Genomic DNA, 24,684 nt, shown 5'->3' with positions numbered 1-24,684 from the left:
GTGGATTTTGACGGGGACTGTCACTCAGACCCATCCATGAGATCGTTTTCAGACGTGGTGTCTCCTGTCACCGAGACAGGAGACATCACGTTTTCCTTTTCAGGGAAAAGGAATTCAGGGACCGGGCAGTCGGCCGCGAAGCAAGGAGAATGCTGCCCCGCCAGGGCTTTCGGGCGTGCCGGATCCCTGCGCTTGATCCGTTGACGAGTTCAGTTGTTCAGAGCCTGCTCGATCAGCTCTTGGAGATAAAGGCCGCGGGCCGCGTCCAGTTCGGGCGCGGTGTTCGTGCGTACGGCTGCGGCGAACTCCTGTCGCAGGACCGGCCAGCACTCTTCGTGATCGATGCCTGCGGTGTCGTAGCTCAGGTCGGGTTCGGAACCGAAGAGTTCGACGCGGGTGATGGGGCGGGAGACATTCACCGCCCCCGACAGGGATGCCTGGCTGACCGCACCGTTCTCGTGATCGAGTGTCAGCTCTGTCCAGCGTCGTGAGTCACCCGAGCTGCGGATCGCTGTGATGGGGCCGATCGCCGCGTCCAGGAGGTCGAGAAGGTGCGGTCCCAGGTCCAGCAGCGCACCCTGCTCCAGGCGCCAGCCGGTGGCGAAGTCGCCGCCCAGGAAGGCACCGTGGAGGTAGCAGGAACGGGCGCCGGTGATGTCGAGGCGCCGGGCGGCGGTGAGGAAGGCCCGGGTGGCCGGGTGGTAGCGCTTGGTCAGCACCAGTTGGGAGACGACGCCGGTCTCGGCGACGGCGTCCGCCACACGTCGGGCGGCGGCCAGATCCGGCCCGAGAGGCTTTTCCAGCAGCAGTGCCTTGCCCTTCTTCGCCGCGAGCGGCGCCAGTTCGGCCTGGACCGCGGGCGGGACGGCGAAGGCCACCGCTTCACACCGGTCGAGCAGCTCCTCGAAGCTGTGCGCGACCGGTGCCGCGTAGGGTGCGGCGGTCTGCTCGGCGGCTTCGGTGCGCCGGGCCCAGACGGCGGCGAGGCGGGTCTCCGGGCCCGTCGCCAGCATGCGGGCGTGCATGGCTCGGGCCCAGGGGCCGGCGCCGACGAGGCCGACCTCGACAGGGCGATGCGCCCAGGGGGCGGGAGAGGTGGTCACGTTGTTCCTGTCTGCGGGGAGGGGGCCAAAGCGCCCAGCCGGGCGTCGGCCCGGGCGGGGGAGTAGAGGGATTCGACCACCATGGTCGCCGCCCCGGTCAGCGCGGCGTGCTCGCCGAGCTGTGAGATGACGATCTGCAGGTTGGCCGTGGTGCGGGGCATGGCGCGCTGGTACAGCAGTTCGCGTACCCCGGTCATGAACGGCACCCCGGAAAGGTCGCCGGCGAGCATCAGTACGCCGGGGTTGAGAAGGGTGATGACGGTGCCGAGGACTTCTCCGACGCGTCGGCCCGCTTCCCTGGCCAGTCGGACCGCAGCCGGGTGTCCTTCGCTGAGCAGACGCCTCACGTCGGAGCCGGACACGGTGTCGGTGTGCAGGGCGGAGAGCTTCTTGGCGAGGGCGCGGCCGCTGGCGACCGCCGCCAGGCAGCCGTAGGACCCGCACATGCACAAGGCATCGGGTTCGTCGTGAAGGCGGATGTGGCCGATGTCGCCGGCGCCTCCGTCGATGCCGCGGTACACCTCGTTGTTGATCACGACACCGGCGCCGATGCCGGTGGAGACTTTGACGAGGACGAAGGCGGAGCAGTCGCGGTGGTTGGCCTGCTGCTCGGCCAGTGCCATCAAGTTGGCGTCGTTGTCGATGAAGACGGGGACCGGTCCCTCTTCGCGCCGTGCGCCTACAGTGTGGGTGTAGGCCTTCTGCAGGCGCTCGCGGATGGGATACCGGTCCCAGCCGGGCATGATGGGCGGTTCCGCGACATGACCGGCCTCCCAGTCGACGGGCCCGGGCACGGACAGGCCGATCCCGCCGATCCGGGTGGCGTCGACACCCGCCGCCGTGATCAGGTCCGGGAACCAGGTGGTGATCTGGTCCAGGACCTGCTCGGGCCCGTCGGTGATGTCCATCGGGCCGGTGTGCTCGGCCATGATGTGACCCGCGAGGTCGAGTACGGCGGCGCGGGCGTGCCGGGTCTCCAGGTCCACGGCGATGACGTAGGCGTGGCTGGTGTCGAAGACGATCTGCTCCGACGGGCGGCCCCCGGTGGAGGCGCCCGTGGTGGACCGCAGCCAACCTGCCCGGTTGAGCAGGTCGAGTCGCTGCCCGATGGTGGAGCGCGACAGACCGGTCGCCCGAAGCAGGTCGGCGCGGGTGTTGGCGTGGCCGCTGCGGATGAGCTGCAGCAGTTCTCCCGCGCTGACCTGGCTCGGCGTTGTCACAATGTCCCCTACGTTTCAGCTCTTGTCGGCGCCGCTGGTCAGGCCCTCGGTCAGCAGGCGTTCGGCGGCGAAGAACAGCAGGACCACCGGGATCGTCAGCACCACGGAACCCGCCATGAGCACGGTCTTGGAGACTTCGATGCCGTTGGACAGCTGCGCCAGGCCCAGGGAGACCGTCCAGCTGTCGGGTTCGGCGGCCAGGAAGAGCAGCGCGAAGAGGAACTCGTTCCAGGCGATCATGAAGACGTAGAGTCCGGTCGCCATCAGGGAGGGCAGGGCGAGCGGCAGGATCACCTTGCGGACCGTCTGGAGCCTGCTGCAACCGTCGAGCGCCGCCGCCTCCTCGATGGAGTAGGGGATGGTGGTGAGGTAGTTCTTCAGCATGTAGATGGACACCGGGACGGTCTGCGCGACGTAGACGACGGCGAGTCCGAACAGGCTGGAGGAGAGGCCCAGCTTGGCGAAGATGACGAACAGCGGGACGGCCAGCAGGGTCGCTGGGAACATGTAGACGGCCAGGAAGAGGGCGCTGACCTGTCGCCGTCCGAAGAACTTCAGCCGGCTGACCGCGTAGGCGCCCGGCACGGCCGCCAGCAGGGTCAGCAGGACCGTTCCCAGTGACACCAGTGCGGAGTTGATCAGGAACTTCATGAAGCCCTGGCCGCCGGAGTCGGTGGACTTGAGCACGTCGCGGTAGGTGGCGAGTGTGAAGTCCTTCGCCGAGACCCACAGCGATCCCGGGTCGAGCAGGAGGGCGTCGATGGGCTTCAGGGACAGCAGCACCATGTAGTAGAAGGGCAGGACGGTGATCACGGCGAGGAACGCGATGACCACCCAGCGCAGGACGCCGAAGAACCTGTCCTCGAACTGGGCCCTTGTCAGGGCGGCCTTGCGGGTCACGATTCCTCCTGGACCTTGTTGCCGAAGAACTTGAAGTAGAGGCCCAGCAGGATCATCAGCGAGATGGCGAGGACGAGTGCCTGGGCTGCCGCGGCTCCCACGTCGTAGCGGGAGGTGAGGAAGTCGTAGACGCGGATGGCTGCCAGGTCGGTGCCGGCGCCGCCTCCGGTCAGCAGGTAGACGTCGTCGAACTTGTTGAAGGTCAGGATGAACCGGAGCACACAGAGCAGGGCGATGACGGGCATCAGCTGCGGGAGCAGGATGTGCCGGAAGCGCTGGGTCGGCGTGGCGCCGTCCACCAGGGCGGCCTCCTCCAGGCCGTCGGGGACGGCTTGCAGCCGGGCCAGGATGAACAGGAACGCGAAGGGGAAGTAGCGCCATATCTCGAAGGCGATGACGGTCAGCAGGGCCAGCGGAATGCCGAAGTGCAGCCCGAGGAAGTCGACTTCGTACGAGCGGGTGGAGAGGAAGGCCAGGGGGTCGTCCCAGCCGAAGAAGCGCTGGCCCCAGTTGTTGATGATGCCGTACTGCGGGCTGAGGGCGACCTCCCAGACGAACGCCACCGCCACGACCGGTGCGACGTAGGGCAGCAGCATGGCGGCGCGCAGCAGTCCGCGGCCCCGGAACGGTGTGCGCAGGGCGAGCGCGGCGATCAGACCGAGCAGGACCGACCCGGCTGTGCTGCCCGCGGTGTAGATCAGGGTCGTGTTGAGGCTGGACCAGAATCCGGCGGAGTCGAAGACCTGGGTGAAGTTGTCCAGGGACCAGTTGCCGAGCAGGCTCATGCCCTGGATGTCGACCAGTTTGGCGTCCTGGAACGCCAGCAGGACGGTCCACAGGATGGGCAGGACGACGACCACCAGGACGACGAGGAAGGTGGGCGATACGAATGCCAGGCCCGCGCGGTTGGCGCGTCGGCTGGCGGTCATGGGGCGTCGCCCGGTGGGGGCCGGCCCGCCGGTGGACGGGGGGCTGATGTCCCGGCGCTTCGGCGTGCCGGTGGGGACAGTTGTCATGAGGGGACCTTCGTGACGTGCATGCGGGCGGCTACTGGAGAGACTTCTGCAGGGCGGAGATCTCGTCGTCGGCTTCGCGTGCCGCTTCGGAGGGGGAGGTCTGGCCGCCGCTCATGGCGCCGATGGCCTTGGGAACGGGCAGTTCGCCGTTGGTCGCGCCGACGAGTGCTCCCTCGCCCTGGGTGATGCCCCAGCGGCGCATGTTGCTGACGCCGTCGGCGAGCTGGTTGAGCAGACTCGTGGGGAAGACCTGGTCGAAGGGCTTCTTCGTGTCGACGCCGATCTCGCTGTGCCGCCATGCGTCGATATAGCGGTCGGGCTCGGCGGCGGTGCCTTTGCGGACCGGGATCTTGCCCTCGGGGGACATGCCGAACCAGGACTCGTAGCCGCTGCCCATCATGTACTCGATGAACTCGCGGGAGGCGTCGGTCTCCGCTGTCTTGGTGGTCACCCAGGAGGTGATCTCGCCGAACTGCGCCGCCTCGCGGGCGTCAGGGCCCTTCATGGCGGTGACGATGCCGCTGTTGTCCGACAGGTATCGCGAGTCGTCGCGGCACTCGGGACAACTGGGCAGGGCGTCCTTGCGCAGTCCTGCGAGCTCGTCCAGCAGGAACGACGACCAGATGATCATCGAGGACCGGCCGGAGAAGTAGGTGGCTCGGGTGGAGTCCACCGTCTGGGTGCCCGGTGCACCGTAGGCACGGGTGAGCTGGTCGTAGGTGCGGAACGCGGTCGCGCACCGCGGGGAGTCGAGGGCGACCTCGTGCCGGTCGTCGACCAGTTGGCAGTCGTTGGCCAGGGCGATGCTCTCGAAGCTCTGCGAGGTGAAGACGTCGCTCGGGTCGGTGGCCGCCGAGATGCCGTCGTTGCCCTTGCCGGTGAGGGCCTTGGCCGCGGATACGGCGTGTGCGTACGTGTCCGGGGTCGCCAGGTTCTTCTGCCCGAACTGGTCCTTGCGGTAGACCAGCAGTTGGAGCCAGGCGTCGGAAGGGACACTCAGACTGGTGGCCCCGTCGGACGTCAGGTCGACGGCGTTGGCGTTGAAGGTGTCCCGCCCGAGACCGGAGATGATCTTCTTCGGTATGTCGGTGTTGAGCAGGCCGTTGCTGTACATCTGCCAGACCTGGCCCATCGGCGCGGCGCCGATGACGTCCGGCAGTTTGCCCGCGGCGGCGGCCGACATGATCAGCTGCGGCATCTGGCCCTCGTCGACACCGACGAGCTTGACCTTGATCCCGGTCTCGTTCTCGAACCCGTCGATGATCTTCTGCGTCGCCGCGATGCGGTCCGGAAGGTTTTCCTGTGACCAGACCGTGATCTGCCGGTCCGGCGTGCCAGGCCCGGTGCCGCCGGTGGAGCAGCCGGCCAGTAGCCCGGTGCCCAGGGCGGCTGTGACGCCGGCCACGGTCATCCTTGACCGCAGGGTCCTGATGCGCATGCGTGTCCTCGTTCCCACTTACGTCTACTGGTCACGCATCTCAGCATCACTTTTGCTGGTTGACAAGACATAAGTTCGAGATATCGTCGACGCAACCAGTTGATCGCACAGCCCATCGCACCATCCGGAGCCCTTCGTGGAACGCGTCGTCCAGTTCACCGGCCCTCGCCAGGTGGAGGTAACCGAGCAGGTCAGAGCCGAACTGCCCCTCGGGCATCTGCGGGTTCGCACCCTCTACTCGGGCATCTCGGCCGGCACCGAGCTCACCGCTTACCGGGGCACCAACCCGTACCTGACGCGGACCTGGGACCCCGAAGCCCGCCTCTTCCGCGAAGGCGCGGCCGGCATCGAGTACCCGGTGGCCGGGTGGGGCTACTCCGAGGTCGGCGAGGTGGTCGAGGTGTCGCCGGAGCTGGCCGGCACCGCGGGTATGCCGGTCCCCGGCGACCTGGTGTGGGGCATCTGGGGCCACCGCAGCGAAGGCATCGTCCCCGCCGAGCGCATGGTGGGCCACACCCTCCCGGCCGGACTGGAGCCGCTGGGCGGCGCCTTCGCCCGCGTCGGTGCCATCGCCTACAACGCCGTCCTGGCCGGTGACATCCACCTGGGCGAGGACGTCGCCGTCTTCGGACAAGGTGTGATCGGCCTGCTCACCACCCGCCTCGCCCAGCTCAGCGGCGCCCGCGTCACCGCCGTCGACGCACTCGACAGCCGGCTGGAGACCGCCCGGCGCTACGGCGCGCAGCACACCCTCAACGCCCGCACCGACCAGGTCGCCGAACGGATCCGCGAGGCCACCGCCGGCGCCGGTGCCGACCTCGCCATCGAAATCAGCGGCGCCTACCCCGCCCTGCACGACGCCCTCCGCTCCGTCGCCGTCGGAGGCCGCGTGGTGGCCTCCGGCTTCTACCAGGGCGACGGCATCGGCCTTCGCCTGGGCGACGAGTTCCACCACAACCGCGTGCAGCTCATCTGCTCCCAGATCGGCGGCGTCCCCCCTCAGCTGTCGAACCGCTGGAGCGTCGAGCGCCTTCAGCAGACCTTCCTGCGGCTGATCGCCGACGGATCCGTGGACGTGACCTCCCTGGTCAGCCATGTGATCCCGGTCGCCGACGCCGCCGACGCCTACGTACTGCTGGACGAGCGCCCCGCCGAGGCGCTTCAGGTCGTCCTGGAATTCTGAGAGCCCTGAAAGGCCCCCACATGCTCAAGACCGCCGCACAGGAGCAACTCCTGCCCGGAGACACCCTGCAGGCCAAATGGGAGTTCGCGCAGAACGCCGGCTACGACGCCATCGAGTTGCGCGGCAAGGGCGACCAGCACTTCGCTTCCCGGCTCGACGAACTCAAGCAGGCACGCAAGGACGGTGTGGTCATGCCCACCGTCTGCGTCGAGATGCTGCACTTCTTCGGTGCCTTCGACCCGGAGCTGCGCCGCGACGCCATCCGTCAGATGAAGTCGCAGCTCACCGTGATGGGCGAGATCGGCGGCCTGGGCGCCCAGACCCCCGCGTCCTACGGCATGTTCTCCCGCCGCCTGCCCCCCTTCGAGCCCCCTCGTACCGAGGAGGAAGACCGCGACATCCTGCTGGCGGGTCTCACCGAACTCGGCGAACACGCGCGCAGCGAAGGCGTAACGCTCTTCCTGGAACCGCTGAACCGCTACGAGGACCACATGGTCAACCGGCTCGACCAGGCCGCCGACCTGATCCGGGCCACCGGCCTCGACTCGGTCAGGATCGGCATCGACAGCTACCACATGAACATCGAGGAGTCCGACCCCGCCGCCGCGATACTCGCCCACGCGGACGTCATCGGCCACGCCCAGGTCTCCGACTCCAACCGCTTCCAGCCCGGCGCCGGACACCTCGACTGGCCCGCCTGGCTCGGCGCCCTGCACACCATCGCCTACGACGGATACCTCGCCGCCGAGTGCCGATTGACCGGCGACCCCGTCGACGCCGTCCGTTCCGTTCCCGCCTTCCTCAAGAGGTCCGGCGCGTGAAGTCCCTCCTGGAACAGCCCGCGCCCACCGCGCCCGCAGACCACCTGACACTGCGGCGCGGTGCGGCGCGGGTCCTCATCGACAACTGGACGGGTAGCTCCACGGTGCCCTCGCGCACCCTCTACCCCCACCAGTGGAGCTGGGACTCCGCGTTCATCGCCATAGGGCTGCGCCATTTCTCGGTACGCCGCGCCCAGCAGGAACTCGAGTCCCTGCTGGCCGGACAATGGGCGGACGGCCGCCTCCCGCACATCGTGTTCAACCCGCGTGTGCCGTACGGCGCCTATTTCCCGAGCCCCGACTTCTGGCAGTCCTCCCAGGCCGGTCGGGCCGGGGGCGCCCCGGCCTCCCCCGAGACCTCCGGCATCGTCCAGCCCCCGGTGCACGCCCTCGCCGCATGGCTGGTGCACTGCTCCGACCCCGCCGAGTCGGACCGCCGCGGCTTCCTGAGCAGGATGTACCCCGGGCTGACTGCCTGGCACGACTACCTCCTCACCCGGCGCCGACTGGCCGACGGGGGACTGGCCGCCGTGATCCACCCGTGGGAGCCCGGCATGGACAACAGCCCCTGCTGGGACCGGCCGCTCGCCCGTGTCGAGCCCGCCGACGCCTTCCGCCGCGCCGACCTCGCCAACGGCAACCCCGCCGACCGCCCCACCGACCTCGACTACGGCCGCTACGTCCGCCTGGCCGAAAGCTATCGCGCCGCCAACTACGACGACCGGACGGCGACTCACCGCTTCGCCGTCGAGGACCCGGCCTTCAACGCCCTGCTGGTAACGAGCGAGCTCGCCCTGGCGCGCATCGCCGCACACCTCGGTCGTTCCCCCGAACCGCACACGGAGCGAGCCGCCCAGCTGACCCGGACCGTCGTCGACCGCCTGTGGGACGACAAGTCCGGCCTCTTCCGCGCCCGCGACCTCGTCGACGACACCCTCATCGACGAACGCAGCGTCGCCGGCCTCGTCCCGCTCATCATCCCCGGCCTGCCCACCGACCTGGTGAACGCTCTGGTGGAGACTCTGAACGGACCCGGCTTCCGGGCACCGGCCACCGACCTGGTCCCCAGCTACGACCTGACCGGACCCAGCTTCGACCCCAAGCGATACTGGCGCGGCCCGGCCTGGTTCAACACAGCCTGGCTGATCGAACGCGGACTGCGTACGCACGGCCGGCACGAAGACGCCCGGCGCCTGAGCCGAGCCGTCGTCACGGAGGCCGGACGCTCCGGGTTCGCCGAATACATCGACCCGGCAACCGGCGAGGCCCGCGGCGCCCGCAACTTCTCCTGGACGGCCGCTCTCGCGCTCGACCTGCTGCACACCGACAAGGACACGAGCCATGACTGAGGCCGGCGAGCAGATACAACTCGTGCGCGACGCCACCTTCGTCCGGCTCGGCCGAAACGGCGACATCCAGGGCGTGAGCGGCAGGGCGCCCGACGGACTCTTCCTGAACGACGCGCGACACCTCAGCCGCTGGCGGCTCACCGTCGACGGGAACGCACCCACCACACTGACGCCGTCCCGAACGGCGGAGAACGGTGACACCAGCACCTGCGTCCTCACCCCCGCGGGGACCCGCGACGAACCACCCGCCTACGCGGTGTTCCGCGAGCAGACCTTGACCGCGGGCACCTTCACCGAGCACCTGCGCTTCGTCAGCAACCGCCCGGAGCCGGTCACCGCCGAGCTGGCCCTGAGCGTCGACGCGGACTTCGCCGACCTGTTCGAACTCCGCGCCGACGACCGGCACTTCGCCAAGCCCGACGTCGTACGCTCCGGGCACACCACCGACGACGGCATTCGGCTGGAATACCGCAGAGGCGAATGGCAAGCACGAACGACGGTCAGCTGCCGGCCCGCTCCCGAGGTCGTGGTAGAGGCCCCCGGGGAGCAGTCATCGCGGACCCTGCGCTGGCGACTTCGGCTGGAGCCTCACGCCGAGGCGGAACTCCACCTGACCGTACGCGCCCAGCCGCACGGCTCACGGCACATCCCGCAGGCCGAGCGCATCGAGCGACCTCAACTCGCCGACTCCGCAGACGATTTGATGCGGGCGGCCGATCAGGGACTCGCCGACCTGGATCTGCTGACGATCGCGGCGACCGGCGTGGACGGGCAGGACGTCTTCGTCCCGGCCGCGGGCATCCCGTGGTTTCTCACGCTGTTCGGCCGGGATTCGCTGATCACGTCCTACTTCCTGCTTCCCCACCGGCCCGAGACGGCAGCCGCCACCCTGAGCGCTCTCGCCGCCACCCAGGGGCAGCGCCACGACGCGTTCAGCGGGGAGCAGCCCGGACGCATCGTCCACGAAACCAGGCGCGGTGAACTCGCGCACTTCCGCCAGGTCCCGTACGGCCGCTACTACGGCACCGTCGACGCCACCCCGCTGTTCCTCGTCCTGCTGCACGCCCACTACGAGGCGACCGGCGACCGGTCGCTCGCCGTTCGGCTGGAGCAGCACGCCCGGCAGGCCGTCGACTGGATGCTCACCGACGGCGGGCTCGACAGTCATGGCTACCTCGTCTACACCCCCGATCCGAACGGCTTGATCAATCAGAACTGGAAGGACTCCGCGGACGCCATCTGCTTCAGCGACGGCACCCCCGCCGAGGGCCCCATCGCTGTGTCGGAGGTACAGGGATACGCGTACGACGCCCTGATCCGCACGGCTCGACTGGCCCACGACGTATGGGCGGACGAGACCTACGCGGCCCGACTGCGGGATCTGGCGGGGCGGTTGAGAGACCGCTTCCTGCGGGACTTCTGGATGCCCGGTGTGGACTTTCCCGCTCTTGCGCTGGACGGCGCAGGACGTCAGGTCGATGTCCTCGCATCCGACGCCGGTCACCTGCTCTGGTCGGGGATCCTCGACGAGGACCGAGGCCGCAGGGTGGGCCGCAGGCTTCTGGAACCGGACTTCTTCTCCGGCTGGGCGATCAGAACCCTGGCTGCCGGGCAGAAGCCCTATCACCCGCTGTCGTATCACCGCGGCAGCGCATGGCCGCACGACAACGGACTCATCGCGCTCGGCCTCGCCCGTCACGGCCTCCTGGAGGAGGTCCGCCGGCTCAGCGAGGGGCTGACAGCCGCCGCGGCACGCTACGGATACCGACTGCCGGAGGTACTCGCCGGCTACGACCGCTCGGCGACCGCGTCGCCCGTCCCGTACCCGCACTCCTGCTCACCGCAGGCCTGGGCGGCGGCGACCCCGCTCGCCCTGCGGACGGCCCTCGGCCAGGTGGGGGCCCTGTAACGGAGTGTCAGCCAGTCGGCGTGCGCCCGGCGATGAGGGTGATGTCGTCCCGGGTGTCACCGAGGTGCTCGGCGAGCTTCGCGCAGAGTTCGTCGAGCGGGGCCGCCTGAGTGTCGTCGCCGATGACGACGACCAGGTCACCCTCGTCGAGGAGGAAGGCGTCGTACCGGTCACCGCCGACTTATGCCGCGTGCTGGGCCGGCCGGTAGTGGGCGGCCAGTTCGATACCCGGGACCTCGGGCAGGTCGCCTCGTCCCCCGCCGTGGCCGCGAGGTTCTCCAGGTACCGGGTGCCGCCGCCCCGCACGACCCGGGCGACGGCTGCCTGATGCGCGGGGTGCTCCGACAGCGGTTCCCCGGACAGACCGGTCGGCAGGAGGCCGGCGGCGTGATGGGCCGCGGCCACACGGCGCTGAGTGCCCCCGCCGGCCAGGTCGATCAGGGCGGTGTCCGCGAGACGGGGCACCGGCTGGCGCACCAGACGGTGCAGCGCTTCGTCCGCGTTCAGGGTGCTGGTCATGGCCGGCGTCAGCTCACCCAGCCAGGTCGTCTCCGCCAGATCGTATTCGGCCTGTTCACGCATCGTCTCGCTGTGCGCGTACCGCTCGGCGCGGCGTCCTTCCCGCACCCGCTGGGCGGTCGCGTCATGGAACACGACCACCGCACCTTCGCCGTGTTCCGTCGCCGTGGGCAGCGGGGCCGCGGTCCACGACACCTGTAGGGTGTGCCGTCGGCCCGCAGCAGTGCGGCGCGGTCGCCGCTGGTCCGCTCTGCCGACGCCGTGTCGTCGGGGGTACGGACGATGCAGAGGGCTGGTGGCTCGCTCCAGGGCCGGCGGGTGCAACGTGCGGTGGGCGTTGACCCCGATCAGGGTGCCCGGTGGGTAGCCCAGCAACTGCTCGGCGGCCGGATTGCAGGCGATCACCGTGCCTTCGTCGTCGACGGCGTACACACCGACGTCCACCGCGGCGAACAATGCCGTCAGCAGCGCGGCGTCCACGTCGGCGGCAGGTACGTCACGCTCTCCCGGCCCGCTCTCCATTGACGGTATTCTGCCCGCTCCCGCGCTCACGCCCGCAAGCGTTCCGCGTAAACCCGGGACGGGCCCGTGGCCGCGGACGCCGTCGGGGCGATCTTCTCCCGGCTTCCCACCAGCGCATTCCGCTGTGACGGTGACCATGATCAATCACCGGGACACATTGATTCGGGCGAGCGTGCGCCCGGCTTCGAGGAATACCCTTGGGGTGATATCGGGTGCTCAATCCCGCCCTGGAGAGGCCCACCCGCCGAGATGGTGGTTCACATCCCGCGATCGGGGTGCCGTCCGGTCCTGGTTGGCACACGAACCCCGTCGGTGCGTGGAGTGGACATGAGGGTTCCGAGTAACCGGAGTCCAGCCCCATGGGTACGCCGTGCCTTCGGTGCCGGAGTCGGCGGTGCAGAGAGCGGTCGTGACCGCGGCCCCGAGCAGCGTCCGGCGGTACCGGGTGACATGGCGCGCGCCGAGGGGACGCGTCCGGGTGCCGAGGGCCCCGCCCCTGGGGAGTCGGCGGCGACGGGCCTGGCCTCTCTGCCGCGACCGGTGGCCGCAGTGGTGGGGGCCGGTGGTGTCCTCGGAGCGGCGCACGTGGGGGTCGGGTACGCACTGGAGCAGCGCGGATTCGCCCCGGACATGATCGTGGGAACCTCGGTGGGCGCCCTCAACGGGGCGATTGCCGCCGCGCACCCCGAAAAGGCCGCTCCATGGCTCGACAACGTATGGAGCCAGTTGCGCCGCCGCGATGTGTACACGCTCGGCTACCCGTCGTCGCGGGCGAGTGTCTTCACCGACCGGGGCCTGCGCCGACTGATCGCGGGGTCCGGGCTGCCGTCCCGGATCGAGGAGCTGGTCGTCCCCTTCACCGCGGTGGCCATGGACCTGGTCACCGGCGCTCCGGTGCTGCTCGACCACGGGGACCTCCCGTCGGCGCTCCTGGCCAGCGCGGCCATCCCCGGGATGCTGCCCCCGGTGGACCGTGAGGGCCGGACCCTGGTCGACGGCGGGGTGGTCGCCTATCTCCCGGTACTGGCGGCCCTGCAAGCCGGCGCTGCCAGCGTGGTGGTGCTGTCCGCCGGGCCGGAGAGCTCGCCCTTGAGCCCGGACATCCCGCGCCGACGTGCCGGCGCCATCGCTGCCAGGGCCGGACTGCTGCTGCTGCACCACCAGATCCAGCGCGACCTGCACGAGGTGTCCCGGCACATCCCGACCGTGATGCTGCCGACCGGCATCGAGGCCTGGCCCTCTCCCTGGGACTTCGGCCATTCCCAGCGGCTGATCAGTACGGCCGCCCGCTCGGCGGGGAGCTTCTTGGACAATCTGCGCATCGACGGGCCCGGCCTGTACCGGGCCGACGAGTCCAGGACGGCGTCGACCGATGCGGGCGCGGCGCCGTTCGGTCCCGGCAGGGCGCCGGGCTTCTTCGTGCGGGGAGGCGGTCAGTGAGCACCATCGCATTCCTCAACATCGCCATGCAGGGCCACATCAACCCGACGCTGCCGATCGCGGCCGAACTCGTCCGGCGCGGCCATCACGTCACGTATCACACCTCGCCCGCGTACCACGAGGCGATCAAGGCCACCGGCGCGACGGTTCTTCCGTATCCCGGGGGCGACCCGCCGATGCCCGACCCGCCGATGCCGGTCACGCTGATCGAAGGGCTCGCCCGCACCACGGTGTGCCTGCTGCCCGCCGTTCTGTCCGACCTGCACGACACACGGCCCGACCTGATCGTCCATGACAGCGCCTGCCCGTGGGGCGCGATCGCCGCCCGCGAACTGGGGGTGCCCGTGGCGTCGTCGTTCACGACGTTCGCGTACAACCGGAGCGTGCCCAGCCCCACCAGCGGCTCCTGGACGCTGCTGGCCTCGGCGGCGGTCCACCCCGGCAACGTACGGGGCTACCTGCGGGCACGCCGGGAGATGCGCCGCCACTACGACATCCGGGGTGTGCCCCCGTTCGACCTGGGCAACATCTGCCAGGCCCTCAACCTCGTCTACACCTCGCGGGCGTTCCAGCCCGGCACCGAGGACATCGACGCCTCCTACCGGTTCGTCGGCCCCAGCATCGGCTCCCGTCCGGCCGACCCGTCCTTTCCCATCGAGCAACTGCAGGACCCGGTGCTCTACGCGTCCCTGGGCACGCTGTTCGGCGCCGACCCGGCCGTACTGCGCAGTTTCGCCACCGCGCTCGCCCCGCTCGGCGGCACCGTGATCATCTCCACCGGGCACACCGATCCCGCCACGCTCGGCCCGCTGCCGGCCAACGTGATCGCCCGTCGCTCCGTGCCGCAGCCCCAGGTGCTGGAACGCGCGGCCCTGTTCGTCACGCACGGCGGGATGAACAGCGTCAACGAGGCGCTGTACGCCGGGGTGCCGATGCTGGTGGTCCCGCAGGGCGCCGACCAGCCGCTGGTGGCCCGCCGTGTCGTCGAACTCGGTGCCGGTCTGTCGATCCGCAACCACGACGTCACCGAGGACTCCGTAGGCGCTCTCGCCCGGCGTCTTCTGGACGACCCCCGCTTCCGGGCCGCCGCGACCACCCTGAAGGCCGCCCAGCACGAGGCGGGCGGCTACGGGCGCGCCGCCGACGAACTCGAGCGGTACCTGCGCGAGTCCGGCCCGCTCGGCCGTCGGGCACCGGCTCCCCTCGATCCGTCCCAGCGAGGCTGAGCCATGTCTGCCGTCGTCGTCATCCTGCTGCTGCTCGCCGGTGTCTCGGAGGCAGCGGGTCGGATCGTGCCGCTGGCGGTACGCCGCCCAGGCGCGTCGCGGACCCATCTGATCAGCCTGCTGGTGGTGGGCGGCGTCGTCGAGGCAGTCGTGTTCGGGCTGTGGCCGCTGACCGCGTGGACTCTGGCCGACGTACTGCTGTCCGCGCCGGCCCCGGACGGTTTGCTGTGGACGCCTGGCCTGGTCGCGCCGCTGGTGTTCACCGCCGTCCTCGCGTTTCCCCTGCTCGGACCGTTCCTCCACCTGCTCCTTCTCGTGGGGGTCGCGGTGAAGCTGGCCGGCCCCTTCGCCACCGCGACCCGTCTTGACTGGTGGACCGCCGCCGGGTGCCTGGCCGTCGCCGGAATCGGACTCGGTCTCGCCGTGGAGGCCGTCCGCAGGCTGGTCGTATGGGTCAGCGTGCCCCGAACGCCGGAGCCGGTCACATGAACGCCGTACTGTTCTGGGTCGCCTGCGGACTCGGCGCCGTCCTGATCGCCGAGGCGCTGCTCGCCCGCTACGAGGTACTGGTCTACGGTGCCGGCTGGCGCGCGCCGACCGCCGAACTGCCGCAGGGCGTGCCCTACGCCCGGGGCGCGGCCCCCGGCGCCCCTCCGGGTGCCTACCTGGTCTACCTCGACGGCATCGGCAAACGCCGCTTCCGCGACAGCCGGGACGGCGGCGAACTGGTCAAGGCCCTGCTCGCCAAGGCACCGGAACTGCGGATCCTCGGTCAGGTGCAGCCGTACTCACCGCTGGCCGACCCGCTCGCCGACCGGCCGGTGTGGGCATGGCTGCGCCGCCACGCAGGACTGCTGCTGTTCCTGCACAACGTGATGCAGATCTTCGTCGCCGCGGACCGCCGCTACCGCCCCCTGTACAACCGCGCCGTCGGCAGCCAGATCGCCACACAACTCCGGCTCGCCGGCTACCAGCCCGACAGCGGCATCCCCGTGGTGCTGCTCAGCTACAGCGGCGGTGCCCAGGTCGCCACCGGAGCCGTCGACGAACTGCACGCCGAGTTGCGCGCCCCGCTCCTGCTGCTCACGCTCGGCGGATTCCACAACGGTGCCAACGACCTCGGCCACGCCGAACAACTGCATCGGCTCACCAGTGTGAACGACCGGATCGAGCGGGTCGGTACCTGGATCTTCCCGCAGCGCTGGCGGCTGTGCCGCTACAGCAGATGGAACCGGGCCGTCCACGCCGGGAAGATCACCGTCCACCGGCTCGACCCGGCCACCCATGTCGGACCGCTCAGCTACATCAACCCGAAGGCGCGACTGCCGGACGGCCGCAGCCACTTGGACCGCACCACCGACACCGTGATCGAAGTGGTCCGCTCCCGCGACGGGGCGATCCCGCCTCCGGCGGCGGACGATCTGGCGGCGCGGCGGTGGCCCGAGGACTGATGTCCCATCGAGGCGGCGCTTCGCGATCCTCGCGATGCCGGACGGCCGCGGGCCCATGCGCGCCGTGCTGCTCGGCAGCGCGCTCCGACCAGGGACGATCGACGCTTGAACACGATGCCGTGCCGGAGACTGCCACGGCACTAGATTGGCTCAGGTGAGCATGTGGGGCCGGAGTTATCGCTATGTGGGACCAGTCGACCTGAAAGCCGCCGTACGGCCTGGCAGCGGCGGCTGTCGGATCGGGTCACCGTCCGACTTCGACCGCTGGGTGGCTGAGCGATCGGCCGCGGAGCTGGTCGAACCGTTCGCCTTCGTGGTCGGCCTGGACGGCGGGCTTCGGCTGGCGCCCCGACGAAGTGAGCATGTGGCCTGCGCCGGCGGAGGGGCGGTCCTGAGCGCCGGCGAGATCAGCTTCACTCAGGAAGCGGGCCGATGGGCCGTGAACGACATCAGCAACCACTCGACCGGGTACTGCCCGGACGTCACCTCGTGGCAGGCGGTCGCCCAAGCTCTGGATCACACAGGGCTGGGCTATCCGTCCGGCTTCACACACGAAGTGATGTTCCGCCGCTGCCCCGACTGCCAGGAGCACAACATCGTCCGCGAGAGCGACTTCGTCTGCGTCTTCTGCGGCGGCGATCTGCCTGAAGCATGGAACGTGCAGCCTGCCGAATGAGAGCGGTGCCGCACGCCGGCTCGAAGGCCGCGGACGACAAATGGAGCCAGGACGCCTCGGGTTGCGCACGCTCTTTGCGGGAGGCGTACGCCGAGTCGGCCCGCGCCCACTACGGCCCGTTCGTGGACTGCGGGGGCACCGATTCTGGTGAGAGCCCGCAGGCGCCTGGCAACCGCCGCCCCGAAGGGCACTGCTGGGGCCGAAGGACAGTGGGAGGTGTTCGAATGCGTCCCGGCTTGCTTCAGATAGCGGCGATCGATGCGCCGTCCGGCCGAGGCGTCGCGGCGATGGTGGCGCGAGCCTCGGTGTGTCAGCGGATGACGCAGATGTCCGGCGGTGGCATGCCATCTGCCCTCTCCCGCGCGAGAACCTGCTGAGCCAGCTCGCGGGCCTGGCCCCACCCCGCATCGTCGATCAGAGCCGCGATCGTCCACCGATCCGAGGACTCGTCGCGAGTCATCTCGTCGAAGATCGAATCGATCAGCTGCAGGTCGGGCAGGGAATCAAGACTGAGGAGTCCCTCCTCCACGAGGTGCTCAGCCATGCTGAATCCGTGGTCGAAGTCGAGAGCGATCTCGTCCGTGAGGACGTCGTACTTCTTCAGCCATGCCGTCTGAGCCGGCGCAGACGCCGCCACCATGGTGAGGGCTTCCATCAACAGGCGACGGCGCCATGCAGGATCAGGAGCATTCATCCGTCGATGATCCCACGCCCTCATGGGAGATGAGAGTGCGTACTGGAGCCGAGCAACGGCACGCGCTTGATGGAGAGCGGCAGTACTGGCCCGGATCTTCGTCAGGCCGTGCCCAGGGCGGAGAACAGGAAGTAGACGGAGAGCGCCATCGCCGCGACGAACAGCGCGACGCCCGTTCTGATGTACCGGTCGAGGAGACGTAGGCGCCGGTCGCGGAACTCGCGGAAGCCGCTCTCGTCCGTCACGGTGGCGAGGGTGGGTACCAGCGCGAGGATGAACGCCACGGAGGCGAGCAGGAACAGGACCATGGGGAGCACGCTCAGCCGGCCGTTGAGCGTTCCCGAGATCTCCTTGATCCCGACGTAGTTGAGCACGGCCGTATAGACGGGTATCGCGCCGCCGCTGGTGGTCAGCATGGTCCGGCAGAAGTCGAGCGCCGTCGTACGTGACCCTTTTCGCCACTCGGCACGTTCGCCGTCGCCGTCCTGTGTCGCCACGGTTCCGGCGGCCTCGGCCTCGGGAAGCGCGACGGTCACGGCGGCGCCGGCCGATGGATCGACGAGACCCAAGTAGGTCTCGTTCTCGCGGAGTTCCAGCTCCACGACGATGGGCGCACCCGTGGTCGGGCAGGTCAGGCCGGCACTGGACGGGGCGCCTCCGAAGGTGAGTACGGCGCGTCGGCCGAAGCCCAGGGTGAACCGATGCCGCTCGGCACAGTGCGGGCACCGCCCCACCACGTACTGCTGAATGCGAGCGACTGGAATCGTCGGATCTGCCACACTTTCATGCTATCGGCTGGGTAACGTATTCCGATGGGAGAGATACTGTTCTCCGGCGCCGGCCCAGTACAACAGGGCTTGAATCAGCCGGACTTGATCCAGCAGGTGTCGGATTCATCGGACCCGCAGGGCGAGACGGTGGCCCGTGCCGTCCCCCGGTCGCTGGGTATCGAGATCCTGGAAGCGGCCTTCGCGCAACTGACCAGCACCCCAGAAGGGCGGGAACTCTACGGCGACCCGCAAAGGGGAGCCACGCTGGAACAGTCATGGCGTACTTTCGGTCTGCTGACCGGCGTCCGTCCGGTGTGTCTGCTCGCGTCCGGGCGGCCCGAAGTGCCGACCTCCGCGATCGAGCGCGTGATCCTCTTTTCGCCGACCGCGTTGGTCGATCTTCTCGCCCATGCTCTCAGTACGCTGGAGACCAAGGCGACGGCTGTGAATGTGTACGACGGCCGCTCCGGGCACTGCATCAATCTGCTCGCCGCCGACGAGGATTTGATCCTCTTCCACGATCCCTGGCCGGGCCGCTCCTTGCTGTGCCGCGAGAACAACGTCGCGGGCGTGGATGCGGTGGAGCACGAGAATGGCTGGATCATCACCAGAGCCGATCTCGCCGAGGTGATCTTCGCGGCTTTCCTGTGGCCCTCGGACTGGGGTGACCTCTGCGGGGAGCCCACGCGCGTGCCGTACGAGGATCTGCAAGGCGGCGACTTCTTCGGGTTCTTCCACGTCCGGGAGGCGGAAGGCGGTCGTACGACCGAGGCGGGCAGAACCAGTCTGCGTCTCAAGACCGGCGGCTTCCAGGAGTACGTGGACCTCGCGTTCGACCTGGACTCACGTGACCGGGTGTCCTGCGCGGAACTGTGGCTGAGCAGGGAGTGGATGGCGAACCTCAACCCGTTCGCGCGGGACATCGCCAAGAGCTTCCTGGCCGGGCTGGTCACCGAGCGCAGTCGCGAGCCGGCGGCCCCGATCGTCGAGCTGCTCTGGAGTCTGGGCGGGCTCGACGAGGCCACCGCCGATCGTGTACTCAGGGACGACGCTCCGGAGTACGGGATCGTACGGGCGTACCTCGGAGTGGAGGAGCAGGCCTTCGCCCCACTGGCGACCGAGACGGTCCGTGCGGAGAACGTCACCCGGGACGACGCCGACTGGTTCAAGCTGACGATCACGTTCTGGTGAGACACCTCACGGGGCTCCGGACACCGAGCCGGTCGAGAAGTCAGCCGCAGCGCATCGCCACCTCCACGAGGAGCGGTTGAGCGTTCCAGGCACCGCCGAGGACCCGCTGCGGAGCCGTGACGGACCGTCGGGCATTCGCCTCCGGGGTGCTCAACTCCTCGTCCCACACGCCCCGTTGGCCGCTCGCACCACTGGACAGGTCGATCCGACCATGCTGTTATGTCACACGACTCCGTTTTCAACGTTGTAGAAGATCACCGCCCAGTCTCCTTCACGTGCTCCGGCCAGACGCTGCGGGACAGCGCCTGGGTGCATGAACCGTCCTTCTCCCTCGCCAGGAGGAGGAAACGTTGTCATCTCCGTGCCCCCGTCCGGAAGGCAGGTCACACCCATGCCCATGAGCAGACGGACAGTCCTCGGCGCCGGCTCCCTCGCCCTGGGAGCCACAGCTCTCGGAGCCCCGTTCGCGAGGGCAGCGGCCGCGGCGCCTGCTCCTCGTGCCGATACGCAGGTGCCCGACAAGTTCCAGAAACTTCCGCCCGGCAGTGTCACCGCCCGCGGCTGGCTCGCCGGGCAACTCCGATTGCAGCTCGACGGTCTGTGCGGGCGATACGAGGGCTTCTCGCACTTCCTCGACTTCTCCGCGAGCGGTTGGATACATCCCGAGCGCAATGCCTGGGAGGAGCTTCCGTACTGGCTGCGCGGCTACATTCCGCTGGCGATCGCCACCGGTGACACCCACGCGCTGGCCAGGTCGCGAGCGTGGGTGGACGCGATCCTCGCCACGCAGCAGAGTGACGGCTTCTTCGGGCCGCGGGCCTTGCGCACCTCGCTCAACGGCGGTCCCGACTTCTGGCCCTTCCTCCCGCTGCTTCAGGCCCTGCGCAGCCACGAGGAGTACACGCGCGACTCGCGCGTGGTGCCGTTCATGATCCGCTTCCTGCGCTTCATGAACGCTCAGGGACCGGGAGCCTTCAACACCAGCTGGGTGTCCTATCGCTGGGGCGACGGGCTCGACGTGGCCGTCTGGCTCTACCGCCGCACCGGCGAGGCGTTCCTGCTCGATCTCGCCGCCAAGATGCACACCCACGGCGCCGACTGGACCGGCGTCACGCCGAGCCGCCACAACGTCAACATCGCTCAGGGATTCCGGGAACCCGCCCAGTACGCGCAGTTGACCGGGGATGCCGATCTCACCAGGGCCGCCTATCGGGCCTACGACGCCGTGATGGGCGCGTACGGGCAATTTCCCGGCGGAGGTATGGCGGGGGACGAGAATTTCCGGCCCGGCTTCGGAGACCCCCGCCAGGGCTTCGAGACGTGCGGCATCGTCGAGTTCATGGCCAGCCACGAGTTGCTGACCCGGATCACGGGAGACCCGGTATGGGCCGACCGCTGTGAGGACTTGGCCTTCAACATGCTCCCGGCCTCCCTCGACCCCGCCGGGAAATCCATTCACTACATCACCAGCGCCAACAGCATCGATCTCGACAACAGGACCAAAACCCAGGGCCAGTTCCAGAACGGCTTCGCCATGCAGGCGTTCCACGCCGGTGTCGACCAGTACAGGTGCTGTCCGCACAACTACGGAATGGGCTGGCCGTACTTCACCGAGGAACTCTGGCTCGCGACTCCCGACGGCGGCCTGGCCGCCGCACTCTACGCTCCGAACTCGGTCCGCGCCCGAGTGGCGGACGGGACCGCCGTCACCGTCACCGAGACGACCGGATATCCCTTCACCGACACGGTCACTCTCACCCTCTCCGTGCCCCGCCCTGTGCGCTTCCCCCTGCACCTGCGGGTTCCCGGATGGTGCCGAGGCGCCCAGCTGCACGTCAACGGCACGGCCGTCGCGGCGCCGGACGGGCCGGCCTGGGCGCGGGTGGAACGCACCTGGCGCAACGGCGACGTCGTACGCATCCGGTTCCCCCAGCAGGCCCGGCTGCGTCAGTGGCCCGGTCAGCACGGAGCGGTGAGCGTGGAGCGAGGCCCGCTGACGTACTCCCTGGAAATCGGAGAACGCTACGAACGCTACGCGGGGGATGACACGTTCCCGGCCTACGAGGTCCATGCGACCACTCCGTGGAACTACGGGCTCGTCCCGGATGCACCGCTGACCGTGACGCCCGGCGCCCCACCCTCCGTACCGGACCAGCCTTTCACCGCCGGTACGACGCCCCTTCGCATCTCGGCGCAGGCCCGGCGGATTCCGGAATGGGTCGCGGACGACGAGCACGTGGTCGCACCGATCCAGGACAGCCCCGCTCGCAGTGATGCCCCCGTGGAGACGGTGACCCTCGTCCCGATGGGCGCGGCACGTCTTCGCATCACCTCGTTCCCCACGGTGTCACCTGATGGCCGGCCGTGGACGCCCGAGCCGCCTTTCCGCAGGATCGCGAACAGGCACAGCGGCAAGGTTCTCGCCGTGGACGGGATGTCCACCGAGAACAGCGCACGGGTGGTGCAGTTCGACAACACCGGGACCGGCGATCACGCCTGGCAGCTCATCGACAAGGGAGACGGCTGGCATCTGATCCGCAATGGCCACAGCGGCAAGGTGCTCGGCGTCGACCGCATGTCGATGGACAACAGCGCGATCGTCGTGCAGTTCGAGGACAACGGCACGGCCGACCACCTGTGGAGGCTCGTCGACAACGGCGACGGCTGGTACCGCATTCTCAACCAGAACAGCGGCAAGGTGCTCGGTGTGGACAAGATGGCCACCCACAACAGCGCGCAAGTGGTTCAGTTCGACGACAACGGTACGGACGACCACCTGTGGCGGTTCCTGTGACCGGATGAAGCCGCGCGTGACGGTTGCCCGACTCGCACGCGATGGTCACCCATGAAGCCAGGGCCGGGCGACTTCCGGCATCGAGTTGCCGGTACTCCAGGGCTTCTGGCGACTGCGGATGCGTGCCTCGCGAGGTGAGCGGTACGGTTCGGTACAGCGCCCCGCGCCGGGTTTGCGGTGTGGTCGGATGCGACCATCAGCACCCGGCGGGGGAGCTGGAGGGGATGCGGGCCCAACGATGTCAGCCGGCGCCGCGGCCGTGTCTGTGTTCTGCCCTCTCACGGTAGGCCTTGCAGAACTCGACGCCGATCCGGACGGCTGCGGCGGCGATCGTCAGCAGTACGGTGACGCCGACGAGGCAGGGCACGATCACGCCGGTCCTCCGTCCTTTCCTTTGATGGGTGGTGGGTGCGTCGCCGTCGTGCCGCATGTTCTCGCGGGCACAGGCTTCGCCTTTGGTTGCGTGCCGGCCGCACGCCTGTACATGTCTGCAGTGACGCCGGTGAGGATGGTCGGTTCGTGGAACAGCGGCCCGAGGTCCGGTCGCGCTGTCCCGTCGGCGAGCAGGGTCGCGCCCTTGGCGAGGGCGTCGCGTCGACATGTGCGGTGACAGTCTCCAACTGAGACGGAGTGGTGAGGCTGCCGATGTCGCAGCTGTAGTCGTAGGCACCACCGAGCTTGAGCTTCTCGGTGCGGGCGACGAACGCGGCCACGAACCGGTCGTGCACGGCCTCGGCCACGTACAGGCGCTCGATGGAGACGCAGAGCTGACCGGCTGAGGGGAAGCACGCGGCGATGGCGCCGTCGGCGGCCTTCTCGATGTCGGCGTCGTCGAGGACGAGCATGGCGTTCTTGCGGAGGGACGCGCCGATGAGGCGTTCACCGGCGTCGCGCGCGATCTTCCGTCCGCTGGCGGTGGAGCCGGTGAACATCATGTAGTCGGCGTTCTCCATCAGTGCTCCGCCGATGGAACTGCCGAGTGCCGCGGGGATCTCGCCCAGGCCCGCACGGCGTACGAGCAAGGGCTGGCAGAACTGCCGGAACCCGACGTGGTGCTCCTGCACAGAGCCCTGCTGGAGCACGCCCACGGCCGAGTGCTGCACCGCATGGGGCTGGCGACCGAGGCCGCGCGATGGTTCGACGAGGCACGACAGCGCCTGAGGAGAATGCGTGCCCGGCCCTTCCTGGAACGCTGCGCCGACGACATTCCCGCACCGTCGCGTGTGCCGTCCGGCACGAGAAGCACCGTGAGTGGCCGACCGTTCCGTCTCACCGACAGGGAGCGGGACATCGCGCACCTCATCGGCCGCGGCCTGACGAACAAGGAGATCGCGAGCGAACTGTTCGTCAGCCCCAAGACCGTCGAATACCACCTGAGCCACATCTACGAGAAGTTCGGCCTCGGCAACCGCCGAGAACTGCGCGACCGGGTGCAGCGGGGAGCCCTCACCGAAGAGAACTTCTGAGAACGCCGACCGCAGGCCGAGGGCATCAGTTGCTGGGGCAGATCGAGACGGCGGACGATGTGTCGGCTTCGCTCGTGGCCGGCCGGCGAACGCATGAGACGGTTCGCGGGATCGGGCGGTCAGGTCATTCAGTGGTGTCGAGCTGTGTCACAAGCGCGTCCAGGCACGCCGTCCAGCCCTTGAAGACACCGTCCGCGATCGAGGGATCGGTCATGACGTGCGTGAACACCAGGCGGCAACCGGCGCCCTCGTCGTGCAGTTCGATCCTCAAGTGATCGTCGTACTCCCGCTCCCTGCCCTCCGGGTCGTGCTCGTCGAAGGCGAACAGCCGCGGGGGATCGAAGCGGGTGATGGTCGCCGTGTAGATCGTGCCCTCGCCGTCGTCGAACATGATCCGGCCGCCGGCCCTGGGCTCCAACTCCGTGACCCGCAACGGATACCAGTGGCTCAAGTGCTCCGGATCGGTGACGGCCAGCCAGACCTTCTCGCGGCTGTGCTTCAGGTGACGTTCGAACTGCAGGGCGGGACGGCCGTCAAGGGTGATGGTGTTGCCGGCGCTCATGAGATTCACTGCTCCTTCGCCTGACGCGGCTCTTCCTCGAGGACGTCGGGCATCGTTTCCAGTCGTTGTTCCAGCAGGTCCAGGCGCTCGGCCCACAGGCGGCGATACGGCGCGAGCCAGGCGTCGAGATCGGCCAACGGCTCCGCGCGCAGCTCGTACCAGCGGCGCTGTGCTTCCGGCCGCACCGTGACGAGCCCCGCGTCACGCAGTACCCGGAGGTGCTTGGACACCCGCGGCTGGCTCATCTCCAGCTCGTGGGCGATCTCCCCCACCAGTCGGGGGCGCCCGAGCAGCAGCCCGAGTATCCGCCGCCGCGTGGGATCGGCCAGTGCATCGAACGACAGGGACACATTTTTAATATACCCCATCGGCTATATAACGACCCAGGCATGTAGTGCGCTGCGGCGGTCTGTACCCCTCGCGGGACGTGGACA

General features: G+C 69.0%; 23 protein-coding genes and 1 pseudogene. 12 read left to right on the top strand and 12 right to left on the bottom strand.

What is annotated here, in order from left to right; genetic code table 11:
- Positions 1–209: 209 nt before the first annotated feature.
- The 5 genes from DN051_RS03160 to DN051_RS03140 form a co-directional block, all read right to left on the bottom strand.
- On the bottom strand, positions 210–1,025 hold the full coding sequence (locus DN051_RS03160; protein WP_425471803.1) for a Gfo/Idh/MocA family protein: 816 nt from the start codon (positions 1,023–1,025) through the stop codon (positions 210–212).
- Positions 1,026–1,099: 74 nt separating this feature from the next.
- Entirely contained in the window at positions 1,100–2,323 is a 1,224-nt protein-coding gene (locus tag DN051_RS03155; protein ID WP_112437911.1) for an ROK family transcriptional regulator, read from the bottom strand.
- A 15-nt stretch (positions 2,324–2,338) separates the two neighbouring features.
- Entirely contained in the window at positions 2,339–3,223 is an 885-nt protein-coding gene (locus DN051_RS03150) for a carbohydrate ABC transporter permease (RefSeq protein WP_112437910.1), read from the bottom strand.
- Positions 3,220–4,239: a carbohydrate ABC transporter permease gene (locus tag DN051_RS03145; RefSeq protein ID WP_112437909.1), complete on the bottom strand. Its 1,020-nt coding sequence runs from the start codon at positions 4,237–4,239 to the stop codon at positions 3,220–3,222. Before DN051_RS03145 ends, DN051_RS03150 begins: the two co-directional genes overlap by 4 nt.
- A gap of 31 nt (positions 4,240–4,270) precedes the next feature.
- Positions 4,271–5,677 (bottom strand): ABC transporter substrate-binding protein, encoded by a 1,407-nt coding sequence (locus DN051_RS03140; protein WP_112437908.1) that lies wholly within the window; start codon positions 5,675–5,677, stop codon positions 4,271–4,273.
- A 136-nt stretch (positions 5,678–5,813) separates the two neighbouring features.
- On the opposite strand from DN051_RS03140, the gene DN051_RS03135 reads away from it, so the two are divergent.
- The 4 genes from DN051_RS03135 to DN051_RS03120 are packed head-to-tail and all read left to right on the top strand — an operon-like array spanning position 5,814 to position 10,939.
- A complete protein-coding gene (locus tag DN051_RS03135; protein WP_112437907.1) occupies positions 5,814–6,860 on the top strand; it encodes a zinc-dependent alcohol dehydrogenase in 1,047 nt (348 codons plus the stop codon).
- A gap of 20 nt (positions 6,861–6,880) precedes the next feature.
- Complete coding sequence (locus DN051_RS03130; RefSeq protein WP_053756818.1) at positions 6,881–7,681, top strand: sugar phosphate isomerase/epimerase family protein; 801 nt, start codon at positions 6,881–6,883, stop codon at positions 7,679–7,681.
- Positions 7,678–9,030 (top strand): MGH1-like glycoside hydrolase domain-containing protein, encoded by a 1,353-nt coding sequence (locus DN051_RS03125; RefSeq protein WP_112437906.1) that lies wholly within the window; start codon positions 7,678–7,680, stop codon positions 9,028–9,030. Before DN051_RS03130 ends, DN051_RS03125 begins: the two co-directional genes overlap by 4 nt.
- Positions 9,023–10,939 carry an amylo-alpha-1,6-glucosidase gene (locus DN051_RS03120; protein WP_112437905.1) on the top strand — a complete coding sequence of 639 codons (1,917 nt, stop codon included), beginning with the start codon at positions 9,023–9,025 and terminating at the stop codon, positions 10,937–10,939. Before DN051_RS03125 ends, DN051_RS03120 begins: the two co-directional genes overlap by 8 nt.
- On the opposite strand, the gene DN051_RS03115 is transcribed toward DN051_RS03120, so the two are convergent.
- Entirely contained in the window at positions 10,868–11,980 is a 1,113-nt protein-coding gene (locus tag DN051_RS03115) for a PAS domain S-box protein (RefSeq protein WP_162624824.1), read from the bottom strand. The two genes, DN051_RS03120 and DN051_RS03115, sit on opposite strands and share 72 nt — an antisense overlap.
- A 450-nt stretch (positions 11,981–12,430) precedes the next feature.
- On the opposite strand from DN051_RS03115, the gene DN051_RS03110 reads away from it, so the two are divergent.
- The 5 genes from DN051_RS03110 (at position 12,431) to DN051_RS03090 (ending at position 16,773) form a co-directional block, all read left to right on the top strand.
- Positions 12,431–13,420 (top strand): patatin-like phospholipase family protein, encoded by a 990-nt coding sequence (locus DN051_RS03110; protein ID WP_079000346.1) that lies wholly within the window; start codon positions 12,431–12,433, stop codon positions 13,418–13,420.
- Entirely contained in the window at positions 13,417–14,646 is a 1,230-nt protein-coding gene (locus tag DN051_RS03105) for a macrolide family glycosyltransferase (protein ID WP_053756813.1), read from the top strand. The genes DN051_RS03110 and DN051_RS03105 overlap by 4 nt, the downstream gene beginning before the upstream one ends.
- 3 nt (positions 14,647–14,649) lie before the next feature.
- The gene (locus DN051_RS03100; protein WP_053756812.1) at positions 14,650–15,135 is read left to right on the top strand and encodes a hypothetical protein; all 486 of its coding nucleotides are present in this window, start codon (positions 14,650–14,652) and stop codon (positions 15,133–15,135) included.
- Positions 15,132–16,097 (top strand): hypothetical protein, encoded by a 966-nt coding sequence (locus DN051_RS03095; RefSeq protein ID WP_053756811.1) that lies wholly within the window; start codon positions 15,132–15,134, stop codon positions 16,095–16,097. The genes DN051_RS03100 and DN051_RS03095 overlap by 4 nt, the downstream gene beginning before the upstream one ends.
- A 160-nt stretch (positions 16,098–16,257) precedes the next feature.
- Positions 16,258–16,773, top strand: coding sequence for a hypothetical protein (locus tag DN051_RS03090; protein ID WP_112437903.1), 516 nt, complete (start codon positions 16,258–16,260; stop codon positions 16,771–16,773).
- Between the two features lie 310 nt (positions 16,774–17,083).
- On the opposite strand, the gene DN051_RS03085 is transcribed toward DN051_RS03090, so the two are convergent.
- Together DN051_RS03085 and DN051_RS03080 are read right to left on the bottom strand one after the other, a co-directional pair.
- The gene (locus DN051_RS03085; RefSeq protein ID WP_246040890.1) at positions 17,084–17,467 is read right to left on the bottom strand and encodes a hypothetical protein; all 384 of its coding nucleotides are present in this window, start codon (positions 17,465–17,467) and stop codon (positions 17,084–17,086) included.
- A 101-nt stretch (positions 17,468–17,568) separates the two neighbouring features.
- On the bottom strand, positions 17,569–18,246 hold the full coding sequence (locus DN051_RS03080) for a hypothetical protein (RefSeq protein WP_162624822.1): 678 nt from the start codon (positions 18,244–18,246) through the stop codon (positions 17,569–17,571).
- 33 nt (positions 18,247–18,279) lie between these two features.
- Between DN051_RS03080 and DN051_RS03075 the strand changes: the two genes are divergently transcribed.
- Both DN051_RS03075 and DN051_RS03070 read left to right on the top strand, forming a co-directional pair.
- Entirely contained in the window at positions 18,280–19,428 is a 1,149-nt protein-coding gene (locus DN051_RS03075; RefSeq protein WP_162624820.1) for a hypothetical protein, read from the top strand.
- 391 nt (positions 19,429–19,819) lie between these two features.
- On the top strand, positions 19,820–22,222 hold the full coding sequence (locus DN051_RS03070; protein WP_112437900.1) for a beta-L-arabinofuranosidase domain-containing protein: 2,403 nt from the start codon (positions 19,820–19,822) through the stop codon (positions 22,220–22,222).
- Between the two features lie 241 nt (positions 22,223–22,463).
- Here the strand turns inward: DN051_RS03070 and DN051_RS47225 are convergent, their stop codons facing one another.
- Positions 22,464–22,595, bottom strand: coding sequence for a hypothetical protein (locus tag DN051_RS47225; RefSeq protein WP_281289055.1), 132 nt, complete (start codon positions 22,593–22,595; stop codon positions 22,464–22,466).
- A 110-nt stretch (positions 22,596–22,705) separates the two neighbouring features.
- Positions 22,706–23,199, bottom strand: a pseudogene (locus DN051_RS03065) (aldehyde dehydrogenase family protein); the annotation flags it as partial.
- A gap of 72 nt (positions 23,200–23,271) precedes the next feature.
- On the opposite strand from DN051_RS03065, the gene DN051_RS03060 reads away from it, so the two are divergent.
- Positions 23,272–23,688, top strand: a complete 417-nt coding sequence (locus DN051_RS03060; RefSeq protein WP_053756805.1) for a helix-turn-helix transcriptional regulator — start codon at positions 23,272–23,274, stop codon at positions 23,686–23,688.
- Between the two features lie 124 nt (positions 23,689–23,812).
- On the opposite strand, the gene DN051_RS03055 is transcribed toward DN051_RS03060, so the two are convergent.
- Both DN051_RS03055 and DN051_RS03050 read right to left on the bottom strand, forming a co-directional pair.
- Positions 23,813–24,250 carry an SRPBCC family protein gene (locus DN051_RS03055; RefSeq protein ID WP_112437899.1) on the bottom strand — a complete coding sequence of 146 codons (438 nt, stop codon included), beginning with the start codon at positions 24,248–24,250 and terminating at the stop codon, positions 23,813–23,815.
- A 5-nt stretch (positions 24,251–24,255) separates the two neighbouring features.
- Entirely contained in the window at positions 24,256–24,600 is a 345-nt protein-coding gene (locus DN051_RS03050; protein ID WP_053756803.1) for an ArsR/SmtB family transcription factor, read from the bottom strand.
- Positions 24,601–24,684 lie beyond the last annotated feature (84 nt).

It is taken from the genome of Streptomyces cadmiisoli, from assembly GCF_003261055.1.
Lineage (GTDB): Bacteria > Actinomycetota > Actinomycetes > Streptomycetales > Streptomycetaceae > Streptomyces > Streptomyces cadmiisoli.
This window is presented reverse-complemented; position numbering and strand designations above follow the sequence as displayed.

Coding starts and splice junctions, on each gene's coding strand:
- DN051_RS03110 (WP_079000346.1), top strand. CDS start 12,431: ATGGCGCGCGCCGAGGGGACGCGTCCGGGTGCCGAGGGCCCCGCCCCT.
- DN051_RS03130 (WP_053756818.1), top strand. CDS start 6,881: ATGCTCAAGACCGCCGCACAGGAGCAACTCCTGCCCGGAGACACCCTG.
- DN051_RS03120 (WP_112437905.1), top strand. CDS start 9,023: ATGACTGAGGCCGGCGAGCAGATACAACTCGTGCGCGACGCCACCTTC.
- DN051_RS03100 (WP_053756812.1), top strand. CDS start 14,650: ATGTCTGCCGTCGTCGTCATCCTGCTGCTGCTCGCCGGTGTCTCGGAG.
- DN051_RS03085 (WP_246040890.1), bottom strand. CDS start 17,467: ATGAATGCTCCTGATCCTGCATGGCGCCGTCGCCTGTTGATGGAAGCC.
- DN051_RS03090 (WP_112437903.1), top strand. CDS start 16,258: ATGTGGGGCCGGAGTTATCGCTATGTGGGACCAGTCGACCTGAAAGCC.
- DN051_RS03140 (WP_112437908.1), bottom strand. CDS start 5,677: ATGCGCATCAGGACCCTGCGGTCAAGGATGACCGTGGCCGGCGTCACA.
- DN051_RS03095 (WP_053756811.1), top strand. CDS start 15,132: ATGAACGCCGTACTGTTCTGGGTCGCCTGCGGACTCGGCGCCGTCCTG.
- DN051_RS03075 (WP_162624820.1), top strand. CDS start 18,280: ATGGGAGAGATACTGTTCTCCGGCGCCGGCCCAGTACAACAGGGCTTG.
- DN051_RS03145 (WP_112437909.1), bottom strand. CDS start 4,239: ATGACAACTGTCCCCACCGGCACGCCGAAGCGCCGGGACATCAGCCCC.
- DN051_RS03160 (WP_425471803.1), bottom strand. CDS start 1,025: ATGCACGCCCGCATGCTGGCGACGGGCCCGGAGACCCGCCTCGCCGCC.
- DN051_RS03055 (WP_112437899.1), bottom strand. CDS start 24,250: ATGAGCGCCGGCAACACCATCACCCTTGACGGCCGTCCCGCCCTGCAG.
- DN051_RS03070 (WP_112437900.1), top strand. CDS start 19,820: ATGCCCATGAGCAGACGGACAGTCCTCGGCGCCGGCTCCCTCGCCCTG.
- DN051_RS03115 (WP_162624824.1), bottom strand. CDS start 11,980: ATGGAGAGCGGGCCGGGAGAGCGTGACGTACCTGCCGCCGACGTGGAC.